Here is a 20063-nt window from a genome sequence, read left to right as displayed (position 1 = left end):
TCTCTAAAACACCTTCGGTGTTGTAAGGTTAAGCCTCACGGATCATTAGTACTGGTTAGCTCAATGCATCGCTGCACTTACACACCCAGCCTATCAACGTCATAGTCTTTAACGTTCCTTCAGGGGGCTTAAAGCCCCAGGGAAGACTCATCTCGAGGCAAGTTTCCCGCTTAGATGCTTTCAGCGGTTATCTCTTCCGAATTTAGCTACCGGGCAATGCCATTGGCATGACAACCCGAACACCAGTGATTCGTCCACTCCGGTCCTCTCGTACTAGGAGCAGCCCCTCTCAATCTTCCAACGCCCACGGCAGATAGGGACCGAACTGTCTCACGACGTTCTAAACCCAGCTCGCGTACCACTTTAAATGGCGAACAGCCATACCCTTGGGACCTACTTCAGCCCCAGGATGTGATGAGCCGACATCGAGGTGCCAAACACCGCCGTCGATATGAACTCTTGGGCGGTATCAGCCTGTTATCCCCGGAGTACCTTTTATCCGTTGAGCGATGGCCCTTCCATTCAGAACCACCGGATCACTAAGACCTACTTTCGTACCTGCTCGAGCCGTCACTCTCGCAGTCAAGCTAGCTTATGCCTTTGCACTAACCTCACGATGTCCGACCGTGATTAGCTAACCTTCGTGCTCCTCCGTTACTCTTTGGGAGGAGACCGCCCCAGTCAAACTACCCACCAGACACTGTCCTCACCCCAGATTATGGGGCCGAGTTAGAACATCAAACATTAAAGGGTGGTATTTCAAGGTTGGCTCCACGCAGACTGGCGTCCACGCTTCGATGCCTCCCACCTATCCTACACATCAAGGCTCAATGTTCAGTGTCAAGCTATAGTAAAGGTTCACGGGGTCTTTCCGTCTTGCCGCGGGTACACTGCATCTTCACAGCGAGTTCAATTTCACTGAGTCTCGGGTGGAGACAGCCTGGCCATCATTACGCCATTCGTGCAGGTCGGAACTTACCCGACAAGGAATTTCGCTACCTTAGGACCGTTATAGTTACGGCCGCCGTTTACTGGGGCTTCGATCAAGAGCTTCGCCTTGCGGCTGACCCCATCAATTAACCTTCCAGCACCGGGCAGGCGTCACACCGTATACGTCCACTTTCGTGTTTGCACAGTGCTGTGTTTTTATTAAACAGTTGCAGCCAGCTGGTATCTTCGACTGGCTTCGGCGCCGAGAGCAAGTCTCTTTACCTAATGCCAGCGTGCCTTCTCCCGAAGTTACGGCACCATTTTGCCTAGTTCCTTCACCCGAGTTCTCTCAAGCGCCTGAGTATTCTCTACCTGACCACCTGTGTCGGTTTGGGGTACGATTTAATGTTACCTGATGCTTAGAGGCTTTTCCTGGAAGCTTGGCATCAACTACTTCACCACCGTAGTGGCTCGTCATCACACCTCAGCGTTGATAAGCAACCGGATTTACCAAGTCACTCCGCCTACATGCTTAAACCGGGACAACCGTCGCCCGGCTAGCCTAGCCTTCTCCGTCCCCCCTTCGCAGTAACACCAAGTACAGGAATATTAACCTGTTTCCCATCGACTACGCTTTTCAGCCTCGCCTTAGGGGTCGACTCACCCTGCCCCGATTAACGTTGGACAGGAACCCTTGGTCTTCCGGCGTGCGGGCTTTTCACCCGCATTATCGTTACTTATGTCAGCATTCGCACTTCTGATACCTCCAGCAAACCTCACAGTTCACCTTCAACGGCTTACAGAACGCTCCCCTACCCAACAACGCCTAAGCGTCGCTGCCGCAGCTTCGGTGCATGGTTTAGCCCCGTTACATCTTCCGCGCAGGCCGACTCGACCAGTGAGCTATTACGCTTTCTTTAAATGATGGCTGCTTCTAAGCCAACATCCTGGCTGTCTATGCCTTCCCACATCGTTTCCCACTTAACCATGACTTTGGGACCTTAGCTGGCGGTCTGGGTTGTTTCCCTCTTCACGACGGACGTTAGCACCCGCCGTGTGTCTCCCGTGATAACATTCTTCGGTATTCGGAGTTTGCATCGGTTTGGTAAGCCGGGATGGCCCCCTAGCCGAAACAGTGCTCTACCCCCGAAGATGAGTTCACGAGGCGCTACCTAAATAGCTTTCGGGGAGAACCAGCTATCTCCCGGTTTGATTGGCCTTTCACCCCCAGCCACAAGTCATCCGCTAATTTTTCAACATTAGTCGGTTCGGTCCTCCAGTTAGTGTTACCCAACCTTCAACCTGCCCATGGCTAGATCACCGGGTTTCGGGTCTATACCTTGCAACTAGACGCCCAGTTAAGACTCGGTTTCCCTACGGCTCCCCTATTCGGTTAACCTTGCTACAAAATATAAGTCGCTGACCCATTATACAAAAGGTACGCAGTCACACCACGAAGGTGCTCCCACTGCTTGTACGTACACGGTTTCAGGTTCTATTTCACTCCCCTCGCCGGGGTTCTTTTCGCCTTTCCCTCACGGTACTGGTTCACTATCGGTCAGTCAGGAGTATTTAGCCTTGGAGGATGGTCCCCCCATATTCAGACAGGATGTCACGTGTCCCGCCCTACTCATCGAGTTCACAGCAAGTGTATTTTTGTGTACGGGACTATCACCCTGTACCGTGCGACTTTCCAGACGCTTCCACTAACACACAAACTGATTCAGACTCTGGGCTCCTCCCCGTTCGCTCGCCGCTACTGGGGGAATCTCGGTTGATTTCTTTTCCTCGGGGTACTTAGATGTTTCAGTTCCCCCGGTTCGCCTTGCATGGCTATGTATTCACCATGCAATAGTGCAACGAATTGCACTGGGTTTCCCCATTCGGGTATCGTCGGTTGTAACGGTTCATATCACCTTACCGACGCTTTTCGCAGATTAGCACGCCCTTCATCGCCTCTGACTGCCTAGGCATCCACCGTGTACGCTTAGTCGCTTAACCTCACAACCCGAAGGTGTCTTTCGACATCGTCGCATTGCGATTATTTGAGAGACTCTATGACAGGTTAATCCTTATCTCAGCACTTCTACGGAGAGATAAGTTTCAGCTGTCATGTTTCAATTTTCAGCTTGTTCCAGATTGTTAAAGAGCAATATTTCACAACCCACTGAGTCTTGCGACCGCAGTACGTTTTGAAATAGTTTTTTATATGGTGGAGCTAAGCGGGATCGAACCGCTGACCTCCTGCGTGCAAGGCAGGCGCTCTCCCAGCTGAGCTATAGCCCCATATAAAAAGCAAAATCACCTTATTGCTGCAACTCAACAGGGAATGGTGAGTTGGTGGGTCTGAGTGGACTTGAACCACCGACCTCACCCTTATCAGGGGTGCGCTCTAACCACCTGAGCTACAGACCCAACAAGGTACTAAAGCCCGACTAATTTCTCAGTCCGGCTTTATTTGCTCGTTACTTTCTATCAGACAATCTGTGTGGACACTGCGCAATGCGTATCTTTAGGTAAGGAGGTGATCCAACCGCAGGTTCCCCTACGGTTACCTTGTTACGACTTCACCCCAGTCATGAATCACAAAGTGGTAAGCGCCCTCCCGAAGGTTAAGCTACCTACTTCTTTTGCAACCCACTCCCATGGTGTGACGGGCGGTGTGTACAAGGCCCGGGAACGTATTCACCGTAGCATTCTGATCTACGATTACTAGCGATTCCGACTTCATGGAGTCGAGTTGCAGACTCCAATCCGGACTACGACAGACTTTATGTGGTCCGCTTGCTCTCGCGAGTTCGCTTCACTTTGTATCTGCCATTGTAGCACGTGTGTAGCCCTACTCGTAAGGGCCATGATGACTTGACGTCATCCCCACCTTCCTCCGGTTTATCACCGGCAGTCTCCTTTGAGTTCCCACCATTACGTGCTGGCAACAAAGGATAAGGGTTGCGCTCGTTGCGGGACTTAACCCAACATTTCACAACACGAGCTGACGACAGCCATGCAGCACCTGTCTCACAGTTCCCGAAGGCACCGAAGCATCTCTGCTAAGTTCTGTGGATGTCAAGAGTAGGTAAGGTTCTTCGCGTTGCATCGAATTAAACCACATGCTCCACCGCTTGTGCGGGCCCCCGTCAATTCATTTGAGTTTTAACCTTGCGGCCGTACTCCCCAGGCGGTCGACTTAACGCGTTAGCTCCGGAAGCCACGCCTCAAGGGCACAACCTCCAAGTCGACATCGTTTACAGCGTGGACTACCAGGGTATCTAATCCTGTTTGCTCCCCACGCTTTCGCACCTGAGCGTCAGTCTTTGTCCAGGGGGCCGCCTTCGCCACCGGTATTCCTCCAGATCTCTACGCATTTCACCGCTACACCTGGAATTCTACCCCCCTCTACAAGACTCTAGCTTGCCAGTTTCAAATGCAGTTCCCACGTTAAGCGCGGGGATTTCACATCTGACTTAACAAACCGCCTGCGTGCGCTTTACGCCCAGTAATTCCGATTAACGCTTGCACCCTCCGTATTACCGCGGCTGCTGGCACGGAGTTAGCCGGTGCTTCTTCTGCGAGTAACGTCAATCACAAAGGTTATTAACCTTTATGCCTTCCTCCTCGCTGAAAGTGCTTTACAACCCGAAGGCCTTCTTCACACACGCGGCATGGCTGCATCAGGCTTGCGCCCATTGTGCAATATTCCCCACTGCTGCCTCCCGTAGGAGTCTGGACCGTGTCTCAGTTCCAGTGTGGCTGGTCATCCTCTCAGACCAGCTAGGGATCGTCGCCTAGGTGAGCCGTTACCCCACCTACTAGCTAATCCCATCTGGGCACATCCGATGGCGTGAGGCCCGAAGGTCCCCCACTTTGGTCCGAAGACGTCATGCGGTATTAGCTACCGTTTCCAGTAGTTATCCCCCTCCATCAGGCAGTTTCCCAGACATTACTCACCCGTCCGCCGCTCGCCGGCAAAGTAGCAAGCTACTTCCCGCTGCCGCTCGACTTGCATGTGTTAGGCCTGCCGCCAGCGTTCAATCTGAGCCATGATCAAACTCTTCAATTTAAGATTTGTTTGATTTGCCACCGAAATGGCGATGCTCAAAGATTACTTTCTGCAAATATGCATTCGAACCGAAGTTCAAATGTGTACTGCTTTGGTCACTCTTCAAGACTTTGATTATTTCTGCCTGTCGAAACAGGCTTTGATATCGTCTTGCGAGTGCCCACACAGATTGTCTGATAAATTGTTAAAGAGCGTTCGTTACCCGTTTGCCTTGCGGCGAATCTTACGGTAACGCGGGAGGCAGATAATACGCTTTCCCGCTGAAGAGTCAAGGAATTATTTTGTTTCTTGCGAAGTCAAAACCGTTCTTTTCTCTTCCTGACCCGGCGAGATGTGTTTCGTTGTTCCCGGTCAGTGGAGGCGCATTATAGGGAGTTCCTGACAGCCTGCAACCCCTAATTTGAAAAAACTTTTCAACCGCTGATTCTTTAGTCAAAACGCCATTAAATTGGCAGTTTTTCCAGCGATGGAAAGCCGTAGCCCTGTAAAACGGGTAATAAAGCATCAGTGCCAGCATTAAACGCCATGCAATACGCGATGTTTTCTTCATCGGAAGAAATCACATTTTCTTGGGAAGATATGAGCCAGGCAGTACGGCGCGCGATGGCTGCACCAGAATCAACCATCCGGGTACCTTCCGGTAATACTTGAGCCAATTCTTCTGTTAATAGAGGGAAATGAGTGCAACCCAATACAATGGTGTCCGGTGGTTCGCGCATCGCCAGCCAAGGATGAAGGATTTTCTTTAAGGCTTCCTTCGGAACAACACCACCATGTAACTTGGTTTCCGCCAACTCCACCAGCTCAGATGATCCCAGTAACTCAATTTTGCAGTCTGTCGCAAAGCGTTCAATCAAATCACGAGTATAAGAAGCATGAACTGTGCCACGGGTGGCCAATAGGCCGACCACGCCATTACGGGTTAGGCGCACCGCAGGTTTGATAGCCGGGACAACCCCCACAACAGGGAAAGTAAAACGTTCGCGTAGTGCGGGAAGGCAAACCGTGCTGGCAGTGTTACAGGCGATAACGACAATCGCCAGCGGATGGCGCTGTTGTGCCGCAGTGACAATGTCCAATACGCGCTCGACGATGAACTCGCCGGACTTCTCACCATAAGGGAATGCGACATTGTCGAACGCATATATATAGTGGAGATCCGGCAGCAATTGCCGAATCTCTTGATAGACAGATAGCCCGCCAACACCGGAATCAAAAATCAGCGCTGTCGGGCGAAGCGCAGCATCAACCTTGTTAGAAGTTATAACTTCCTGTGAGGTAATACTCTCGTCCAGCGGTTTTATAGCCATAAGCCGTTTCGTATTCTTTATCAAACAGGTTAGCAATTCTACCACGAACTGTTAGATGAGAAGTAACCGGATAACCAGCTGAAACGTCTAGTGTGCTATAACTCGGCAATTCACGTTGGGTCGAGTTATACATCGAGGTGCTATTATCATAGCGTTTGCCGAAGTACTGATAAGAAACGTCCATATCAATATTGAACATCGTCCAATCCAACTGATATTTAGCTTGTTGCTTAGAGCGGCGAGCTAAGACCTCATTATTAAGATCATTACGTGGGTCAATGTATTGCAATGTGACCGCGTGGGTAAATATGCCGGTAGTCAGGTTCCCAGTCCATTCCACGCCTTTTATCGTCGCTGAATTAACATTGTAATATTGCCCAATGTAGGTCAGCGGGGCAGAGTAGTAATCAATCAGGTTGTCAATTTTGTTGTGATAAGCAGACAAGCGCCAGTCAACCGGCCCGGTGATGCCTTCCAATCCCGCTTCCCATTGGCGCGATTCTTCCGGTTTAAGGTTACTGTTGGGTTCAATCCGTGGGCTGAAGCGCTGCGCTCCGTGCTGTTGACCCAATGATGGTGCCAAGAAGCCGGTACCATAAGATAAGGTCACACGATAGTCGGGAACAAACTCCCAGCCAGCCGCGGTTTGCCAAGTTTCATGCCAACCAAATTGTTCATCTTTATCTTCACGACCAGAAGCTTCTAATGTCACATTGCCTATTTTCTGCTGCCCAGTCAGGTATAAGCCGGTGTTATCGCGCTTGTAGGTATCAGAAATAGTAGTGTTGGATGAAGCCAAACGTTGCTGCTGCCAATCAAGCCCTGCGCTTAGCGTCGCATTTTCAAAGCTATAAGTGTTGCCCCATTGCAGATTACGCTGATCCATATCGTCGAGCGTAGTGGCTACCCCATAGCGGCCTAATTGGCTGCTGTAGTTGTAATCTTTATATTTTTGGTAACTCGCAATGAACTGAGAAGAGTAAGCGCCTGAAGCATAACGCAAGCCAGCATCATAAGTGTGGTTATACAAACGCTCTTTATCACCACTGTATTCCGGCAGATAAGGGGTACTGCCGACGTCATAATCGGTGCTATTGGTGTAACCATAACCGCGAACAAATCCCGAAATCTCTTGGTTGAACTGATGATCCAATCCTGCCCAGAAATTTTTATTACGAAAACCGTCTCGGTCACTGTCCACCGAATAATTAGAGTCAGGTTTGATATTGAAACCATTGGTGGTTTGATAGCCACCCGCCAATGTTGCCAAGGTATCACCAAAACGTTGGCGAACACTGCCATCATATTGCTGGTAGCCTTTAGAGCCGACCCCGGCATTAATCTGCGCGCCTTCTTGGTCAGATTGGGTAATCACGTTGATAACACCGCCAATGGCACCAGAACCATAAACGGCGGAGCGCGGCCCGCGGATATATTCCACTCGCTGTACTAAGGAAATGGGAATCTGATTAAGACTGACACTGTTGACAATACCGGTGCGCGCCAGAGGAATGCCATCAACTAAGACCAAAACATGCCGAGCTTCAGTGCCGCGGATATACATAGAAGAGCCCTGACCCAGCCCCCCGGTTTGAGAGATATCCACCCCCGGTAACCGGCGCATCACTTCATTGAGGCTTTTTGCCTGCCAGCGGTCAATATCATCGCGGGTAACAACATCAGCGGGAGCTAATACCGTCGAGACCGGTTGTTTAAAACGGCTGGCGGTCACCATCATTTCATCTTTATTACCGGTGGTGGTGGTGTCCTGCGCCCAGCCAGAAAATGCCGTCACAGAAAGGGCTGTGAACAGCGAATATTTTTTAATTGTCATTAGAAATAGCATCCAAACACACATAGCGGATGCCGCAGTGCCATGGCCGGTATTACGCGACGACCACGAATATTGCGACGTATACCGGCAGGTCTTCGGGCTTGGGATCTCTGCTAAACAGAGCCGGCGATGACTTCCCATCCTTACGGACAGTGTCTGATTGAAACCTATCGCCTTAACTTCCCCTTACCGCTGCGCGTCAGCTCCGGATTTACACCGGATTCCCTTTTAACTCTTAAGTGTTTAAGTCACAACATGAGGCCGGACCGCCATGCTACGATCAAGTCAAATAGATGTCTAGACTTCCAACGTTAGAACGTGGAATATATATAACAAAACTGGACATCACTTCCACTTTCCCTACAATCCGCAGCAGCAACTCTCTTTTATACTGGCCAGACGAGAAAAATCATGACGCCCGACATCCTGCCGACAGATAGCTACGACCACCAATTAGCGGAAAAATCTGCCCGTCTTCAGGCGATGATGTCGCCGTTTCAAGCCCCTACCGCGGAAATATTTCGCTCCCCAGCACAGCATTACCGCATGCGGGCCGAGTTCCGTATTTGGCACGATGGCGATGATCTGTACCACATCATGTTTGACCCGCAGACCAAGTTGCGAATTCGGGTCGAGCAATTCCCGGTGGCTAGTTTGCTAATCAATCGTCTGATGAGTGCCCTGATGGCCGCCATCAGAGCTGAGCCCATCTTGCGCTACAAACTGTTCCAAATTGATTACTTATCGACTGTGAGCGGTAAACTGATCGCGTCCATGCTATATCACCGGCAAATAGATGAAGAATGGCAGCAAAAAGCGCGGCAATTACGTGACCAGCTGCGCCAGCAAGGTTTTGATCTGCAACTCATCGGCCGGGCATCAAAAACCAAAATCATGCTGGATCACGACTATATTGACGAAGTGTTGCCGGTCGCCGGGCGCGAGATGATTTATCGTCAGGTCGAGAATAGTTTCACCCAACCTAATGCTGCGGTGAATATTCATATGCTGGAATGGGCGATTGACGTCACTCAACAGGCTAGCGGTGATTTATTGGAGCTGTACTGCGGCAATGGCAACTTCTCGCTGGCATTAGCACGTAATTTCGAGCGGGTGCTGGCGACTGAAATTGCCAAACCGTCAGTGGCAGCGGCGCAATACAACATTGCCGCCAATCATATCGACAATGTGCAAATAATCCGGATGTCTGCAGAAGAATTTACTCAGGCAATGCAGGGTGTTCGCGAGTTTAACCGATTGAAAGGTATTGATTTAAGCAGCTATAACTGCGAAACCATTTTTGTCGACCCACCGCGCAGCGGGTTGGATGATGAAACGGTCAAACTGGTACAGGCTTATCCGCGTATCCTTTATATCTCCTGTAATCCAGAAACACTGTGTGCCAATCTCGAGCAACTGCAACACACCCATAAAATCAGCCGATTAGCGCTCTTTGATCAGTTCCCTTACACCCATCATATGGAGTGTGGCGTTTTACTGGAAAAACGCGGCTAACAAAAAGCAAAAATCGTAGATAAACAAAAGGGCAACACGATGTTGCCCTCTATATTAAGTGATATTAATCAATAAGAAAGTTATTGCGGCTGTTGATTATCGGTATCTGAGTCAGTATCCGTCTGTACCGATTTACGTGCTTTCAACTTAAATAAAATCCAAAACACCAACACCACACTCAGAATCGAGGGCACAAAGTTAGAGCCAATCGCCGGATGCTCAACCCGAACAATCGCGCTATACAATAAAATGCCAAGTAAAAAACACGCAGAAGCCAACACTGGCAGGCCTTGCGGCATGGCAAAATTAAGGTAGCGCTGATGCAGGCAATAAACCGCTAAGATTAATGTCAGCAGCGGAAAGACGGAAAAGGGGACAAACCCGCTAAATAACGCGTTAAATGAGCCGTTTATTGCCAGCCCCGTTACCAAGGCCAAAAGTAGCGTGCCGGCTTCACGGTGAGACTTTTTTTCAGAGCAAGATTGTTCCATCATTTTCCTTATCTTATTAAGCACGGGCCACTGCGAGTTTTTCCTGCTCGCGACGATACCAATAATAAGCGCCCTTGGCGATCATCCGCAGTTGCAAAACCAAACGTTCTTCTAACTGTCGCCGTTGTTCGATATCCACGTCCAGCACTTCTGCACCCGCACTGAAAACAATTGTGACCATGGCCTCAGCTTGGGCTTCAGTAAAGCTGCGCGGCATGTGATTTTCCAGCTCTAGATAGTCAGCCAGTTCAGCAATAAAATGCTGTATTTCACGTGCTACAGCTGCACGAAATGCAGCGGAAGTCCCGGAACGTTCCCGTAACAATAAGCGGAACGCATTGGGGTTATTACCAATAAATTCCATAAATGTGGACACGGAGGTGCGGATGACACTGCCGCCCTTGGCAATCCGTTGACGCGCCTGGCGCATAAGTTGGCGTAACATCAAGCCGCTTTCATCGACCATTGTCAGCCCAAGCTCATCGACATCACGGAAATGCCGGTAAAAAGAAGTCGGTGCGATACCCGCCTCGCGGGAAACTTCCCGCAGACTCAGGCTGGCGAAACTCCGCTCAGCACTCAGCTGGCTGAACGCCGCTTCGATAAGGGAACGACGAGTCCGCTCTTTTTGTTGTGCTCTGACGCCCATAATCGTACCCAAGGGATATCCAAATTCTCAATCTAAGACATATAGTCAACAATATACCAAACTTTATAGTAACAACCGTTATATAAACGTATCATTCCAATACGGAATTGCTACTTTACAGCACACATCACGGTGATTTACCCATTGTTTATTGGGTTATACTGAGGATAATGTTAATATAGCGTTGTAATTTTGTATAATAATAGGTCTCTCCTACATGCAACAGCACTTCCATTTTGATGCCATTGTTATTGGCTCGGGTCCTGGCGGTGAAGGTGCCGCTATGGGGTTGGTCAAGCAAGGTGCCCGCGTTGCCGTGATCGAACGGTATAATAATGTGGGCGGTGGCTGTACCCATTGGGGCACCATCCCTTCCAAAGCTTTGCGCCACGCCGTTAGCCGTATTATCGAATTCAACCAAAACCCACTCTACAGTGACAATGCCAGAACCATCAGCTCTTCTTTCGCTGATATCTTAAACCATGCGGATCGCGTTATTAGTCAGCAAACCCGTATGCGCCAAGGCTTTTATGATCGCAATCACTGCCAAATGTTCTCTGGTGATGCCAGCTTTATAGACGCCAATACTATTAACGTACGTTATGCAGATGGCACCAACGATACACTGCGGGCCGACAACATCGTGATAGCGACAGGCTCACGCCCTTATCGCCCAGTAAACGTTGATTTCACCCACGAACGTATTTACGACAGTGATACTATTTTACAACTCAGCCATGAACCACAACACGTTATAATCTACGGCGCAGGGGTGATTGGCTGCGAATATGCGTCAATTTTCCGTGGGCTGAGTGTCAAAGTTGATTTAATCAATACCCGCGACCGTCTGCTGGCTTTTCTGGATCAGGAAATGTCAGACGCGCTCTCTTATCACTTCTGGAATAACGGCGTGGTTATCCGCCACAACGAAGAATTTGAGCAGATTGAGGGCACTGTTGATGGAGTTATTGTTCATCTGAAGTCAGGCAAAAAAGTTAAAGCGGATTGCTTGTTATATGCCAATGGCCGCACCGGAAATACCCATGGTTTGGGGCTGGAAAATATCGGGCTGGAAGCCGATAGCCGGGGTTTGTTGAAGGTCAACAGCATGTATCAGACGGCACTGTCTCATGTGTATGCGGTGGGTGATGTCATTGGCTACCCGAGTTTGGCCTCTGCCGCTTATGACCAAGGACGAATTGCAGCGCAAGCGATGATCAAAGGCGAAGCAAATGCTCACCTGATCGAAGATATTCCCACCGGGATTTATACTATTCCGGAAATCAGCTCGGTAGGTAAAACCGAGCAGGATTTGACGGCAATGAAAGTCCCCTACGAAGTTGGCCGGGCGCAATTTAAACACCTCGCGCGGGCGCAAATCGTAGGTATGGATACCGGCAGTTTAAAAATCCTGTTCCATCGAGAAACCAAGCAGATCCTTGGTATTCATTGCTTTGGTGAACGCGCTGCTGAAATTATCCACATCGGCCAGGCCATCATGGAACAGAAAGGAGAAGGTAATACTATCGAATATTTCGTTAATACGACCTTCAACTATCCAACCATGGCTGAAGCCTACCGAGTGGCAGCACTGAATGGATTAAACCGCCTGTTCTAAGGTGGGATTCATGCGCTCTTGCATGTGTTCACGTATCGCCTCGGCAAGTTGCTCATAGCGGCCACGCAATGGGGAACCGGGGCGGTACACCAATGCAATAGTGCGCTTTGGCACAGGCTTGTAGCATTCAAGATAACAGACACCATCACGTTCTCGTTCATTTGGCACCGCCAGTGATGGCAATAACGTAATTCCGCTCCCCGCGGCAACCATGTTGCGCAGTGTTTCCAAACTGGTAGCACGGAAATGCGTGTCTTCTTCAGCGCCTGCCTGGAAGCAGAAACCCATGGCTTGATCTCGCAAACAGTGACCATCTTCCAGCATCAGCAACTTCTCGCCCGCCAACTCATGCATCTGCACTTTGTCACGACCCGCCCATGGGTGATCAGTATAAATCGCCAATTGCATCGGCTCATCAAAGAGCGGAACTTCAATAAAGGCCTCGGTTTCTTTGACCAGCGCCAAAATCGCACAATCCAGTTTACCACTATCCAACTGAGCCAGAAGATTTTGGGTTTGCGCTTCGTGCAGATACATTTCCAGTTTTGGGAATGTTTGATGCAGCATAGGAATGATTTGCGGCAACAAATAAGGCCCAACCGTGGGTATAAGCCCAATATGCAGCGGGCCAGACATACTCTCGCCCTGTAAACTGGCCATCTCTTTAAGCACTTTGACTTCACGCAATACTGTTCTGGCTTGCTCCACCAGCAACAATCCAGCCTGTGTAAACAGTACCTTACGGCTAGTGCGCTCTAATAACATCACGCCCAGCTCATCTTCCAACTTACGAATCTGGCCACTTAACGTGGGCTGACTGACATGACAAGAGTCGGCGGCGCGCCGGAAATGCCTGAATTCAGCCAGCGCCACTAAGTATTCTAAATCACGAATATTCATCGCTGCTCCGCTTTATGATAGCCATTAACGATAGATAAGATAGCAATCAGTGATTAGAACTATCAAGTGATAAAATGAATAATGTGTCCCAACGAAAAGATACCTAGAAAAATTGAAATATTTCATTTTTTAATTAAGGAGTTACAGATGCTTACTCATCACGAAGGTAAAAAAATTCCACACGTCACTTTCCATACCCGCCAAGGCGACCAGTGGGCTGATGTAACCACCGATGACTTGTTCAATAATAAAACTGTAATTGTATTCTCGCTGCCGGGTGCCTTTACCCCAACCTGTTCTTCCAGCCATTTGCCACGTTATAACGAACTGGCCGGGGTATTTAAACAGCACGGTGTTGATAGCATTCTGTGTGTATCAGTCAATGATACTTTCGTGATGAATGCATGGAAATCCGATCAACATGCTGAAAATATTACTTTTATTCCAGATGGCAACGGTGAATTCACCAAAGGCATGGATATGCTGGTTGAGAAAGCTGACCTAGGCTTTGGCCCACGCTCATGGCGCTACTCCATGCTGGTGCGTAATGGTGTGGTCGAGAAAATGTTTGTCGAACCCAACAAACCAGGCGACCCGTTTGAGGTGTCTGATGCCGACACGATGCTGAAATATCTGGCTCCTGACTTCAAAGTACAGGAATCTGTTTCTGTCTTTACCAAACCAGGTTGCCCATTCTGCGCCAAAGCGAAACAAATGTTGCAAGAGCGCGGGGTTCAGTATGAAGAAATCGTGCTGGGCAAAGATGCCACCACCGTCAGCCTGCGCGCAGTGAGCGGCCGTGGGACTGTGCCACAAGTATTTATTGGTGGCCGTCACATCGGTGGCAGTGATGATTTAGAAAGCTATTTATCCGCTTAATAACATTAATAAAACGAAGATAAAGTCAATATACCCCGAGCCATTGAAATTGCAGCCAGGCCGCAAGTGAACGCCGCTGCAATATCAAGTACAAAGGGTATGCTTGGTAGGCTTCGGCCTACCTTTTTTTTCAGCTAGGAGTAGCCATGAAAACCTTAAACGTTGATGTCGCCGTGATTGGCGGCGGTACTGCTGGGCTTGGCGCTTACCGCGCTGCCAAACTATCCACCCCAAATGTGGTGATGATTGAAGGTGGCGAATACGGTACCACCTGTGCGCGCGTCGGTTGCATGCCATCCAAACTGCTGATTGCGGCGGCTGAAGCTGTACATCAGATTGAAAAAGCCCCCGGTTTTGGTATCCATCCGCAAGGTAACATCCTGATTAATGGCCGTGAAGTCATGAGTCGTGTGAAGCGCGAACGCGACCGTTTTGTCGGTTTTGTCCTGGAGGGTGTCGACAGCATTCCAGCCAATGATAAAATTCAGGGTTATGCCCGCTTTATTGATAACAACACGTTACAAGTTGATGGGCATACTAAGATTATTGCGCAGCGCATTGTGATTGCGACCGGTTCGCGCCCAACTTGGCCTGCGGCGTGGAATGCGCTGGGTGATCGGCTCATTATCAATGATGACGTTTTTAACTGGGATGACCTGCCCGAATCAGTCGCTGTTTTCGGCCCTGGGGTTATCGGGCTGGAGCTGGGCCAAGCACTGCATCGGCTTGGTGTTCAGGTCAAAATGTTTGGTGTAGGTGGCGGTGTCGGCCCGCTAACTGACAGTATTGTCCGCAATTATGCTGCCAAAACGCTGGGTGAAGAGTTCTATCTCAATCCTGATGTAAAAGTTGAAGTGATGCAGCGCGAGGGCGATAAAGTCTTTATCCGCTATCTGGATGAAGCCGGTTCATCACAAGAAATTATGGTGGATTATGTTTTAGCCGCCACCGGCCGCCGGCCGAATGTCGACAATCTGGGATTGGAAAACACCTCATTGGCCCTTGATGATAGCGGTGTTCCAACCGCCGATCGGCTGACAATGCAGACCAGTGTGCCCCACATTTTTATTGCCGGTGATGCCAGTAACCAGCTGCCATTACTGCACGAAGCCAGTGATCAGGCCCGTATCGCGGGGGGCAATGCTGGCGGCTTCCCTGAAGTGGTGCCGGGGTTACGCCGTAGCCCAATTTCTGTGGTGTTTTCTGATCCGCAAATCGCGATGGTCGGTTCTACTTTCCGTGAATTATCACAGAAGTTCAGTGCCTGCGGTTGTTTTGACATCGGCGAAGTCTCTTTTGAGAACCAAGGCCGTTCACGGGTCATGCTGAAAAACAAAGGTATTTTAAGGGTTTATGGTGAGCAGGGAACCGGCCGCTTCCTGGGGGCCGAGATGATGGGGCCAAGTGCGGAGCATATTGCGCACCTGCTGGCTTGGGCTCATCAACAGCAAATGACGATTAATCAAATGCTGGATATGCCATTCTACCACCCGGTTATTGAGGAAGGCTTGCGTACCGCATTGCGTGATTTGCAGTCCAAATTAAAATTGGGCACTGACGAGGCTGAACGTTGCCTGCGCTGCCCAGGCGAATAATATTCCTCCGTCATATTGACCGCATTATTGCACCGGGCATAAAGCCCGGTTTTTTGTTTTATTTCTCAGAACCGCTGCCAGCCCCTCTAATTCATCGTTTATTGTTTTTGAGATCAAAAACAACAGGCACAATCAATGTTATCTGTTTATTCAATAACAACTCGGCGGGTGGTTGGGGCAAGGGTTGGGCGCGTTTAATCACGGCCAATGCTTCGCGATCTAAGGCCGCCACTCCGCTGCTCTTAATCAGCTTAGTCGCTAATACGTATCCCTCTTGATTGACCGCAAAATGGACAATCGCAGTGCCTTGTTGGCGCTGCTTTCGCGCCGTGGGCGGGTAACGTTTAAACCCCGCCAGATGCCCTTGCAAGCGGCTTCTCCAATTCATATGACTCTGTTGATTTTGCAAAGAATCACTGTTCGCCGCCGCCGCAACTTGGTGGCTCTCTCCAGATAAAGGCGTGCTGGTCGCCACTGCGGGCATCGCTGGTGTACTGCTCTCCGGCGGCGGCTCCTTAATAGGTTGGCGCGGTTTCGTGACTTTCTGTGGTCGCCGCTCTGCTTTGGTCGGCTCTTTTGGGCTGGTATCGACCTTTTTTTCGACAATCAATGAAGCATTAGAGTGCTCGGGAGCCACCACAAGCTGATTCGCTGCTTCGGGTTGATGTTCCACCGGCTCGACCGGCGGTTCATTGATATTTTGGCTGATGCCCACTACCGACTCTTGCTCCACATTTTGGCTAAACTCCGGTTCTGTCGACAACGCGAGCATCATCGCCACAGGGGAGATATCGGCATCGAGTGGGGGCGTATGGGTATGGCTCAGTAACCATATTAAATAAATATGAATGCCACTCATTAAAGTGGCACTTACCCACCAAAGGATGGTGCTAGAATCATTCTGCCGTTTTTTCATAAATTAAATCGCCATATTCCTTTATTTTTAATAAGTTACCCTCAATTAATTATTCTTCAGCAAAGGCAATATGCAGGCGATCAGTGAGTGGTTTAAACAGATAGTTCAGTAACGACCTTTCCCCCGTGCGGATAAAAATATCAACGGACATACCGGGCCGGATTTCCAACTCAGTTTGCGTGATATCAATTGCGATAGTTAAGGGATAATAAGGCTCTAAAGTATGCGGATGTTGTATACGGTCTGCGCCAACGTGTAATACAGAACCTTGTAATCGCGGTGTATGGCTTTGATTAAAAGCAGAAAAATTAAGGTCTACCGGCAACCCGACCATCACCTTATCAATTAACGATACGGGAAGTTGGGCTTCCGCTAAGAGTGGCTGACCACTGGGAACCAGCTCCATTAATATTTGCCCGCTACTGACTATCCCGCCAATAGTGTGCTGAGCAAGCGCGATGATTGTGCCACTGACCGGGGCATAAATACGTGTGTTGGCTAATTCATATTCTGCCACCTGCAAACGCTGCTCTAACTCCTGAGTGCTTTGCTGCGCGGTGGCCAGTTGTTCGCGATTCTCACTTTTATACTGCTCACGGCGTTGTAAGATATGCTGCTCTGTTTCACTAATTTGCTTATGAAGTTCTAATATTTCACTGCTATTTCTCTCTATATTGGCACGCAGTGAAATCGCTTGCTGCTCCATCTCTAACAGCTGGTTTGCCGAAGCGTGCCCATTTTTCGCCAGTAATTGGATCCCCTGTAATTGCCGCTGAAATAAGTCAAATTGGCGCTGGTTATGGCCTCGTATTGTTTGTAACCCATCCAACCGGCTCTCGTAACGAATAATTTGTGCGGACAATCGAGCAATTTCACTGACTTGCGCCTGCCGACGATGATGAAAAAGCTGTTGCTGCAAAACAACATTACGCTCAACGGAAGATTGCACCGGGTGTTGGAGCAAGATGGGCGGGAAGATAATTGCCGGTAATTCATGCTGTTCGGCACTAAGACGTGATTCCTGAGCCAGTGCGCCTAAATACTGATGCCGTAGGTTATCCCGATGGCTACGCACTGCGGTATCATCCAGCGTGATAAGTAATTGCCCCTCGGTGACATCATCGCCCTCAGAAACATGCAATTGTTGCACACGCCCGCCTTGCAACGGCTGAACCAATTTCCGATTTTCGGCGACGACAATATGCCCCATAATCGCAATCCCTTTATCCAGCGGAGCCAACCCAGCCCAAAATAAAGAACCAATAAAACCCGCCAAAACCAATAATCCACCAAGGCTAAGGTATCTGCCACTATTGGTCTGTAGCCGCGGTGGGGGGTAGCCCAAGTTCTTAGCCGCACAACGACCTGATTCAGGTAACATCGGTTATTTCTCCATCCTTGGGTGATTAAATATTATGATTTTTGTGATGCTGTACGGGCTGGGGCAACCCCATAGGACATGCTGCTATCCCAAGACTTTTTACTTGCAGGCACTTTGACTGGCGTTTTAACTGCGGACTTATCCGGCCCCTGAACCTGCCGCAAAACGGCTTCGGTTCTGTCAAACAATTCCATCCGCCCTTGATTGAGTAGCAATAAGTAGTCGCTACCCGATAACAGCTCCGGCTTATGGGTGATCATCACGATAGTGCACCCCTGCTGTTTAAGACGCAGAATGCTTTCCAACAACGCTTTTTCACCTTCTTTGTCCAAGCTGGCATTCGGCTCATCCAACACAATAAGGCGCGGCACACCATACATCGCCCGGGCCAAAGCAATACGCTGGCGCTGACCACCAGAAAGCACCTCATCCCCCTCGCCGAGCTGAGTGTCATAACCCCGTGGCAGATGGAGGATTAAGTCGTGTATCCCCGCCATCTGAGCCGCGGCAATCACTTTTGCCGTCTCGATGTTGCCAAAACGGGCGATATTTTCCGCAATCGACCCACGAAATAGCTGAATATCTTGCGGCAGATAGCCAATAAACTCCCCCAAATGGGCTTTGTCCCATTGAGATAAATTGGCGCTATCCAAGCGCACCGAACCGCTGAAAGCCGGTTTACACGCCACCAATAGTTTCGCCAATGTAGATTTGCCGCTACCCGATGGCCCCAAAACACCCAAAACATGGCCAGGATGTAGTTCAAAGTTGATGGAATATAAAATTGGGGTATGAGTGCCAGGCTGACAAACAGTGAGCTGCGTTACACTGAGTTTCCCTGTTGGCGCAGACAAAACCATCCCCACCGGCACCGGTGGATGCTCAGCCAATAAATGGGCAAGGCGCTGATAAGACAGCCGCGCCTGGCTCCATTGTTTCCAGACGGCAATTAACTGATCAATTGGGCTCAAGACCCGGCCAATTAAAATCGACCCCGCGATCATCACCCCCGCCGTAATTGCGCCGTCAATAACCAGCAATGCACCCAGCCCAAGCATCATTGATTGCAAAGCTTGGCGACTGGATTTAGATACTGCGGTCACTTGGCTACTTTTGTCACTGGCGATATTTTGTTGATAAAGGAAATGTGAATGTTGCGTGAGCCAGCGCTGGCGCAGTGCATCTAGCATGCCCATCGCTTCGATGGCATCGGCATTACGTAAATTGGCATTCGCTTGCTGAGTTGCTTGGGAAGTGATGGTTGATGCTTCTTTCAAGGGTTTTTTACATACCCACTGGTTAAACCAGGCCAGAAAAATAAGCACACATGCGCCTACCGTGGCCAAAACACCCAACCAAGGATGGAGGACAAAAATAACCAGCAAATACAGTGGAAACCAGGGGACATCAAAAAAAGCAAACAGGGCATTGCCGGTCGCAAACTGGCGTAAAGATGTTAAATCATTCAAAGCTTGGGCGGCAGGTACTTTATGTCCGCGAAGCTGGGATGCAAATGCCGCATTAAATACCCGTTGATTAAGTTGCATATCAATGCGAGTTCCGAGCCGAATAACTATCGCACTACGAACCCATTCAAGTAAGCCAATAAATACAAATATTCCGAGGACAAGAATCGTCAGCATCAGCAATGTCATGGTATTGGCTGATACCAGAACGCGATCATAAACTTGCAGCATGTAAATAGCCGGAGCCAACATCAAAATATTAATTACTGCGGTGAATAACCCGATTCCCCAGAGGATTTTTTTGTGCCCAGCGAGCACAGAGAGAACCGTGATCGGTGTTAGCTCAGAGGTTTTATATGATTCCATGGCATCAATTTCCATACTGAAAGTCGCATTGTCACCTGAGTTCGTATTATTTTATTTCTCAATAACAATACTCATTTTGTCCACCGCCACTATGACTCGGTAGGCAATAAAAAATCAGGGCGGTGGTGTTAATATTATTTCGTTTGCCAAAAA

Annotated in this window: 12 protein-coding genes, 2 tRNA genes, 2 rRNA genes and 1 riboswitch; of the genes, 4 read left to right on the top strand and 12 right to left on the bottom strand. The window is 49.4% G+C overall.

The annotated features are described in order from the left end of the window. Window positions 1-24: 24 nt before the first annotated feature. The 6 genes from D5F51_RS00730 to btuB all read right to left on the bottom strand — a co-directional run bounded on the left by D5F51_RS00730 (window position 25) and on the right by btuB (window position 8134). Window positions 25-2931 (bottom strand): 23S ribosomal RNA (locus tag D5F51_RS00730). Between the two features lie 209 nt (window positions 2932-3140). Further along, window positions 3141-3216: transfer RNA gene (locus D5F51_RS00725), tRNA-Ala, on the bottom strand. Window positions 3217-3268: 52 nt separating this feature from the next. Beyond that, window positions 3269-3345 (bottom strand) — tRNA-Ile (locus tag D5F51_RS00720). A 102-nt stretch (window positions 3346-3447) separates the two neighbouring features. Beyond that, a 16S ribosomal RNA gene (locus D5F51_RS00715) occupies window positions 3448-4990 on the bottom strand. Together the 16S and 23S rRNA genes with 2 tRNA genes alongside form the textbook arrangement of a ribosomal RNA operon. A gap of 443 nt (window positions 4991-5433) precedes the next feature. Then, a complete protein-coding gene (gene murI / locus D5F51_RS00705; RefSeq protein ID WP_129195341.1) occupies window positions 5434-6300 on the bottom strand; it encodes a glutamate racemase in 867 nt (288 codons plus the stop codon). Continuing rightward, window positions 6245-8134 carry a TonB-dependent vitamin B12 receptor BtuB gene (btuB, locus tag D5F51_RS00700; protein ID WP_129195340.1) on the bottom strand — a complete coding sequence of 630 codons (1890 nt, stop codon included), beginning with the start codon at window positions 8132-8134 and terminating at the stop codon, window positions 6245-6247. The genes murI and btuB overlap by 56 nt, the downstream gene beginning before the upstream one ends. Window positions 8135-8203: 69 nt before the next feature. Beyond that, window positions 8204-8413: riboswitch (cobalamin riboswitch) on the bottom strand. Window positions 8414-8545: 132 nt separating this feature from the next. Here btuB and trmA point away from each other — a divergent pair. Then, a complete protein-coding gene (gene trmA / locus D5F51_RS00695; RefSeq protein ID WP_129195339.1) occupies window positions 8546-9649 on the top strand; it encodes a tRNA (uridine(54)-C5)-methyltransferase TrmA in 1104 nt (367 codons plus the stop codon). 80 nt (window positions 9650-9729) lie between these two features. On the opposite strand, the gene D5F51_RS00690 is transcribed toward trmA, so the two are convergent. Beyond that, entirely contained in the window at window positions 9730-10143 is a 414-nt protein-coding gene (locus D5F51_RS00690; protein WP_129195338.1) for a YijD family membrane protein, read from the bottom strand. 13 nt (window positions 10144-10156) lie between these two features. Continuing rightward, window positions 10157-10789, bottom strand: a complete 633-nt coding sequence (gene fabR / locus D5F51_RS00685) for an HTH-type transcriptional repressor FabR (RefSeq protein ID WP_025379961.1) — start codon at window positions 10787-10789, stop codon at window positions 10157-10159. A 217-nt stretch (window positions 10790-11006) separates the two neighbouring features. On the opposite strand from fabR, the gene sthA reads away from it, so the two are divergent. Continuing rightward, a complete protein-coding gene (gene sthA, locus D5F51_RS00680; RefSeq protein ID WP_129195337.1) occupies window positions 11007-12407 on the top strand; it encodes a Si-specific NAD(P)(+) transhydrogenase in 1401 nt (466 codons plus the stop codon). Here the strand turns inward: sthA and oxyR are convergent. After that, window positions 12390-13307 (bottom strand): DNA-binding transcriptional regulator OxyR, encoded by a 918-nt coding sequence (gene oxyR, locus D5F51_RS00675; protein WP_025379963.1) that lies wholly within the window; start codon window positions 13305-13307, stop codon window positions 12390-12392. The two genes, sthA and oxyR, sit on opposite strands and share 18 nt — an antisense overlap. Before the next feature lie 147 nt (window positions 13308-13454). Between oxyR and D5F51_RS00670 the strand changes: the two genes are divergently transcribed. Continuing rightward, window positions 13455-14186, top strand: coding sequence for a glutathione peroxidase (locus D5F51_RS00670; RefSeq protein ID WP_129195336.1), 732 nt, complete (start codon window positions 13455-13457; stop codon window positions 14184-14186). Between the two features lie 146 nt (window positions 14187-14332). Then, window positions 14333-15781 (top strand): dihydrolipoyl dehydrogenase, encoded by a 1449-nt coding sequence (locus D5F51_RS00665; protein ID WP_129195335.1) that lies wholly within the window; start codon window positions 14333-14335, stop codon window positions 15779-15781. Window positions 15782-15872: 91 nt separating this feature from the next. Here D5F51_RS00665 and D5F51_RS00660 read toward each other — a convergent pair whose 3' ends face one another. From D5F51_RS00660 to D5F51_RS00650, 3 genes are read right to left on the bottom strand one after another with little or no spacing between them, the layout of a single operon-like run. Next, window positions 15873-16697 (bottom strand): energy transducer TonB family protein, encoded by an 825-nt coding sequence (locus D5F51_RS00660; RefSeq protein ID WP_129195334.1) that lies wholly within the window; start codon window positions 16695-16697, stop codon window positions 15873-15875. Between the two features lie 49 nt (window positions 16698-16746). Beyond that, a complete protein-coding gene (locus tag D5F51_RS00655; RefSeq protein ID WP_162301658.1) occupies window positions 16747-18078 on the bottom strand; it encodes an HlyD family type I secretion periplasmic adaptor subunit in 1332 nt (443 codons plus the stop codon). A 32-nt stretch (window positions 18079-18110) separates the two neighbouring features. Beyond that, window positions 18111-19910, bottom strand: a complete 1800-nt coding sequence (locus D5F51_RS00650; RefSeq protein ID WP_129195333.1) for a type I secretion system permease/ATPase — start codon at window positions 19908-19910, stop codon at window positions 18111-18113. Window positions 19911-20063 lie beyond the last annotated feature (153 nt).

This window comes from Yersinia hibernica, assembly GCF_004124235.1.
GTDB classification, from domain to species: Bacteria; Pseudomonadota; Gammaproteobacteria; order Enterobacterales; family Enterobacteriaceae; genus Yersinia; species Yersinia hibernica.
This window is presented reverse-complemented; position numbering and strand designations above follow the sequence as displayed.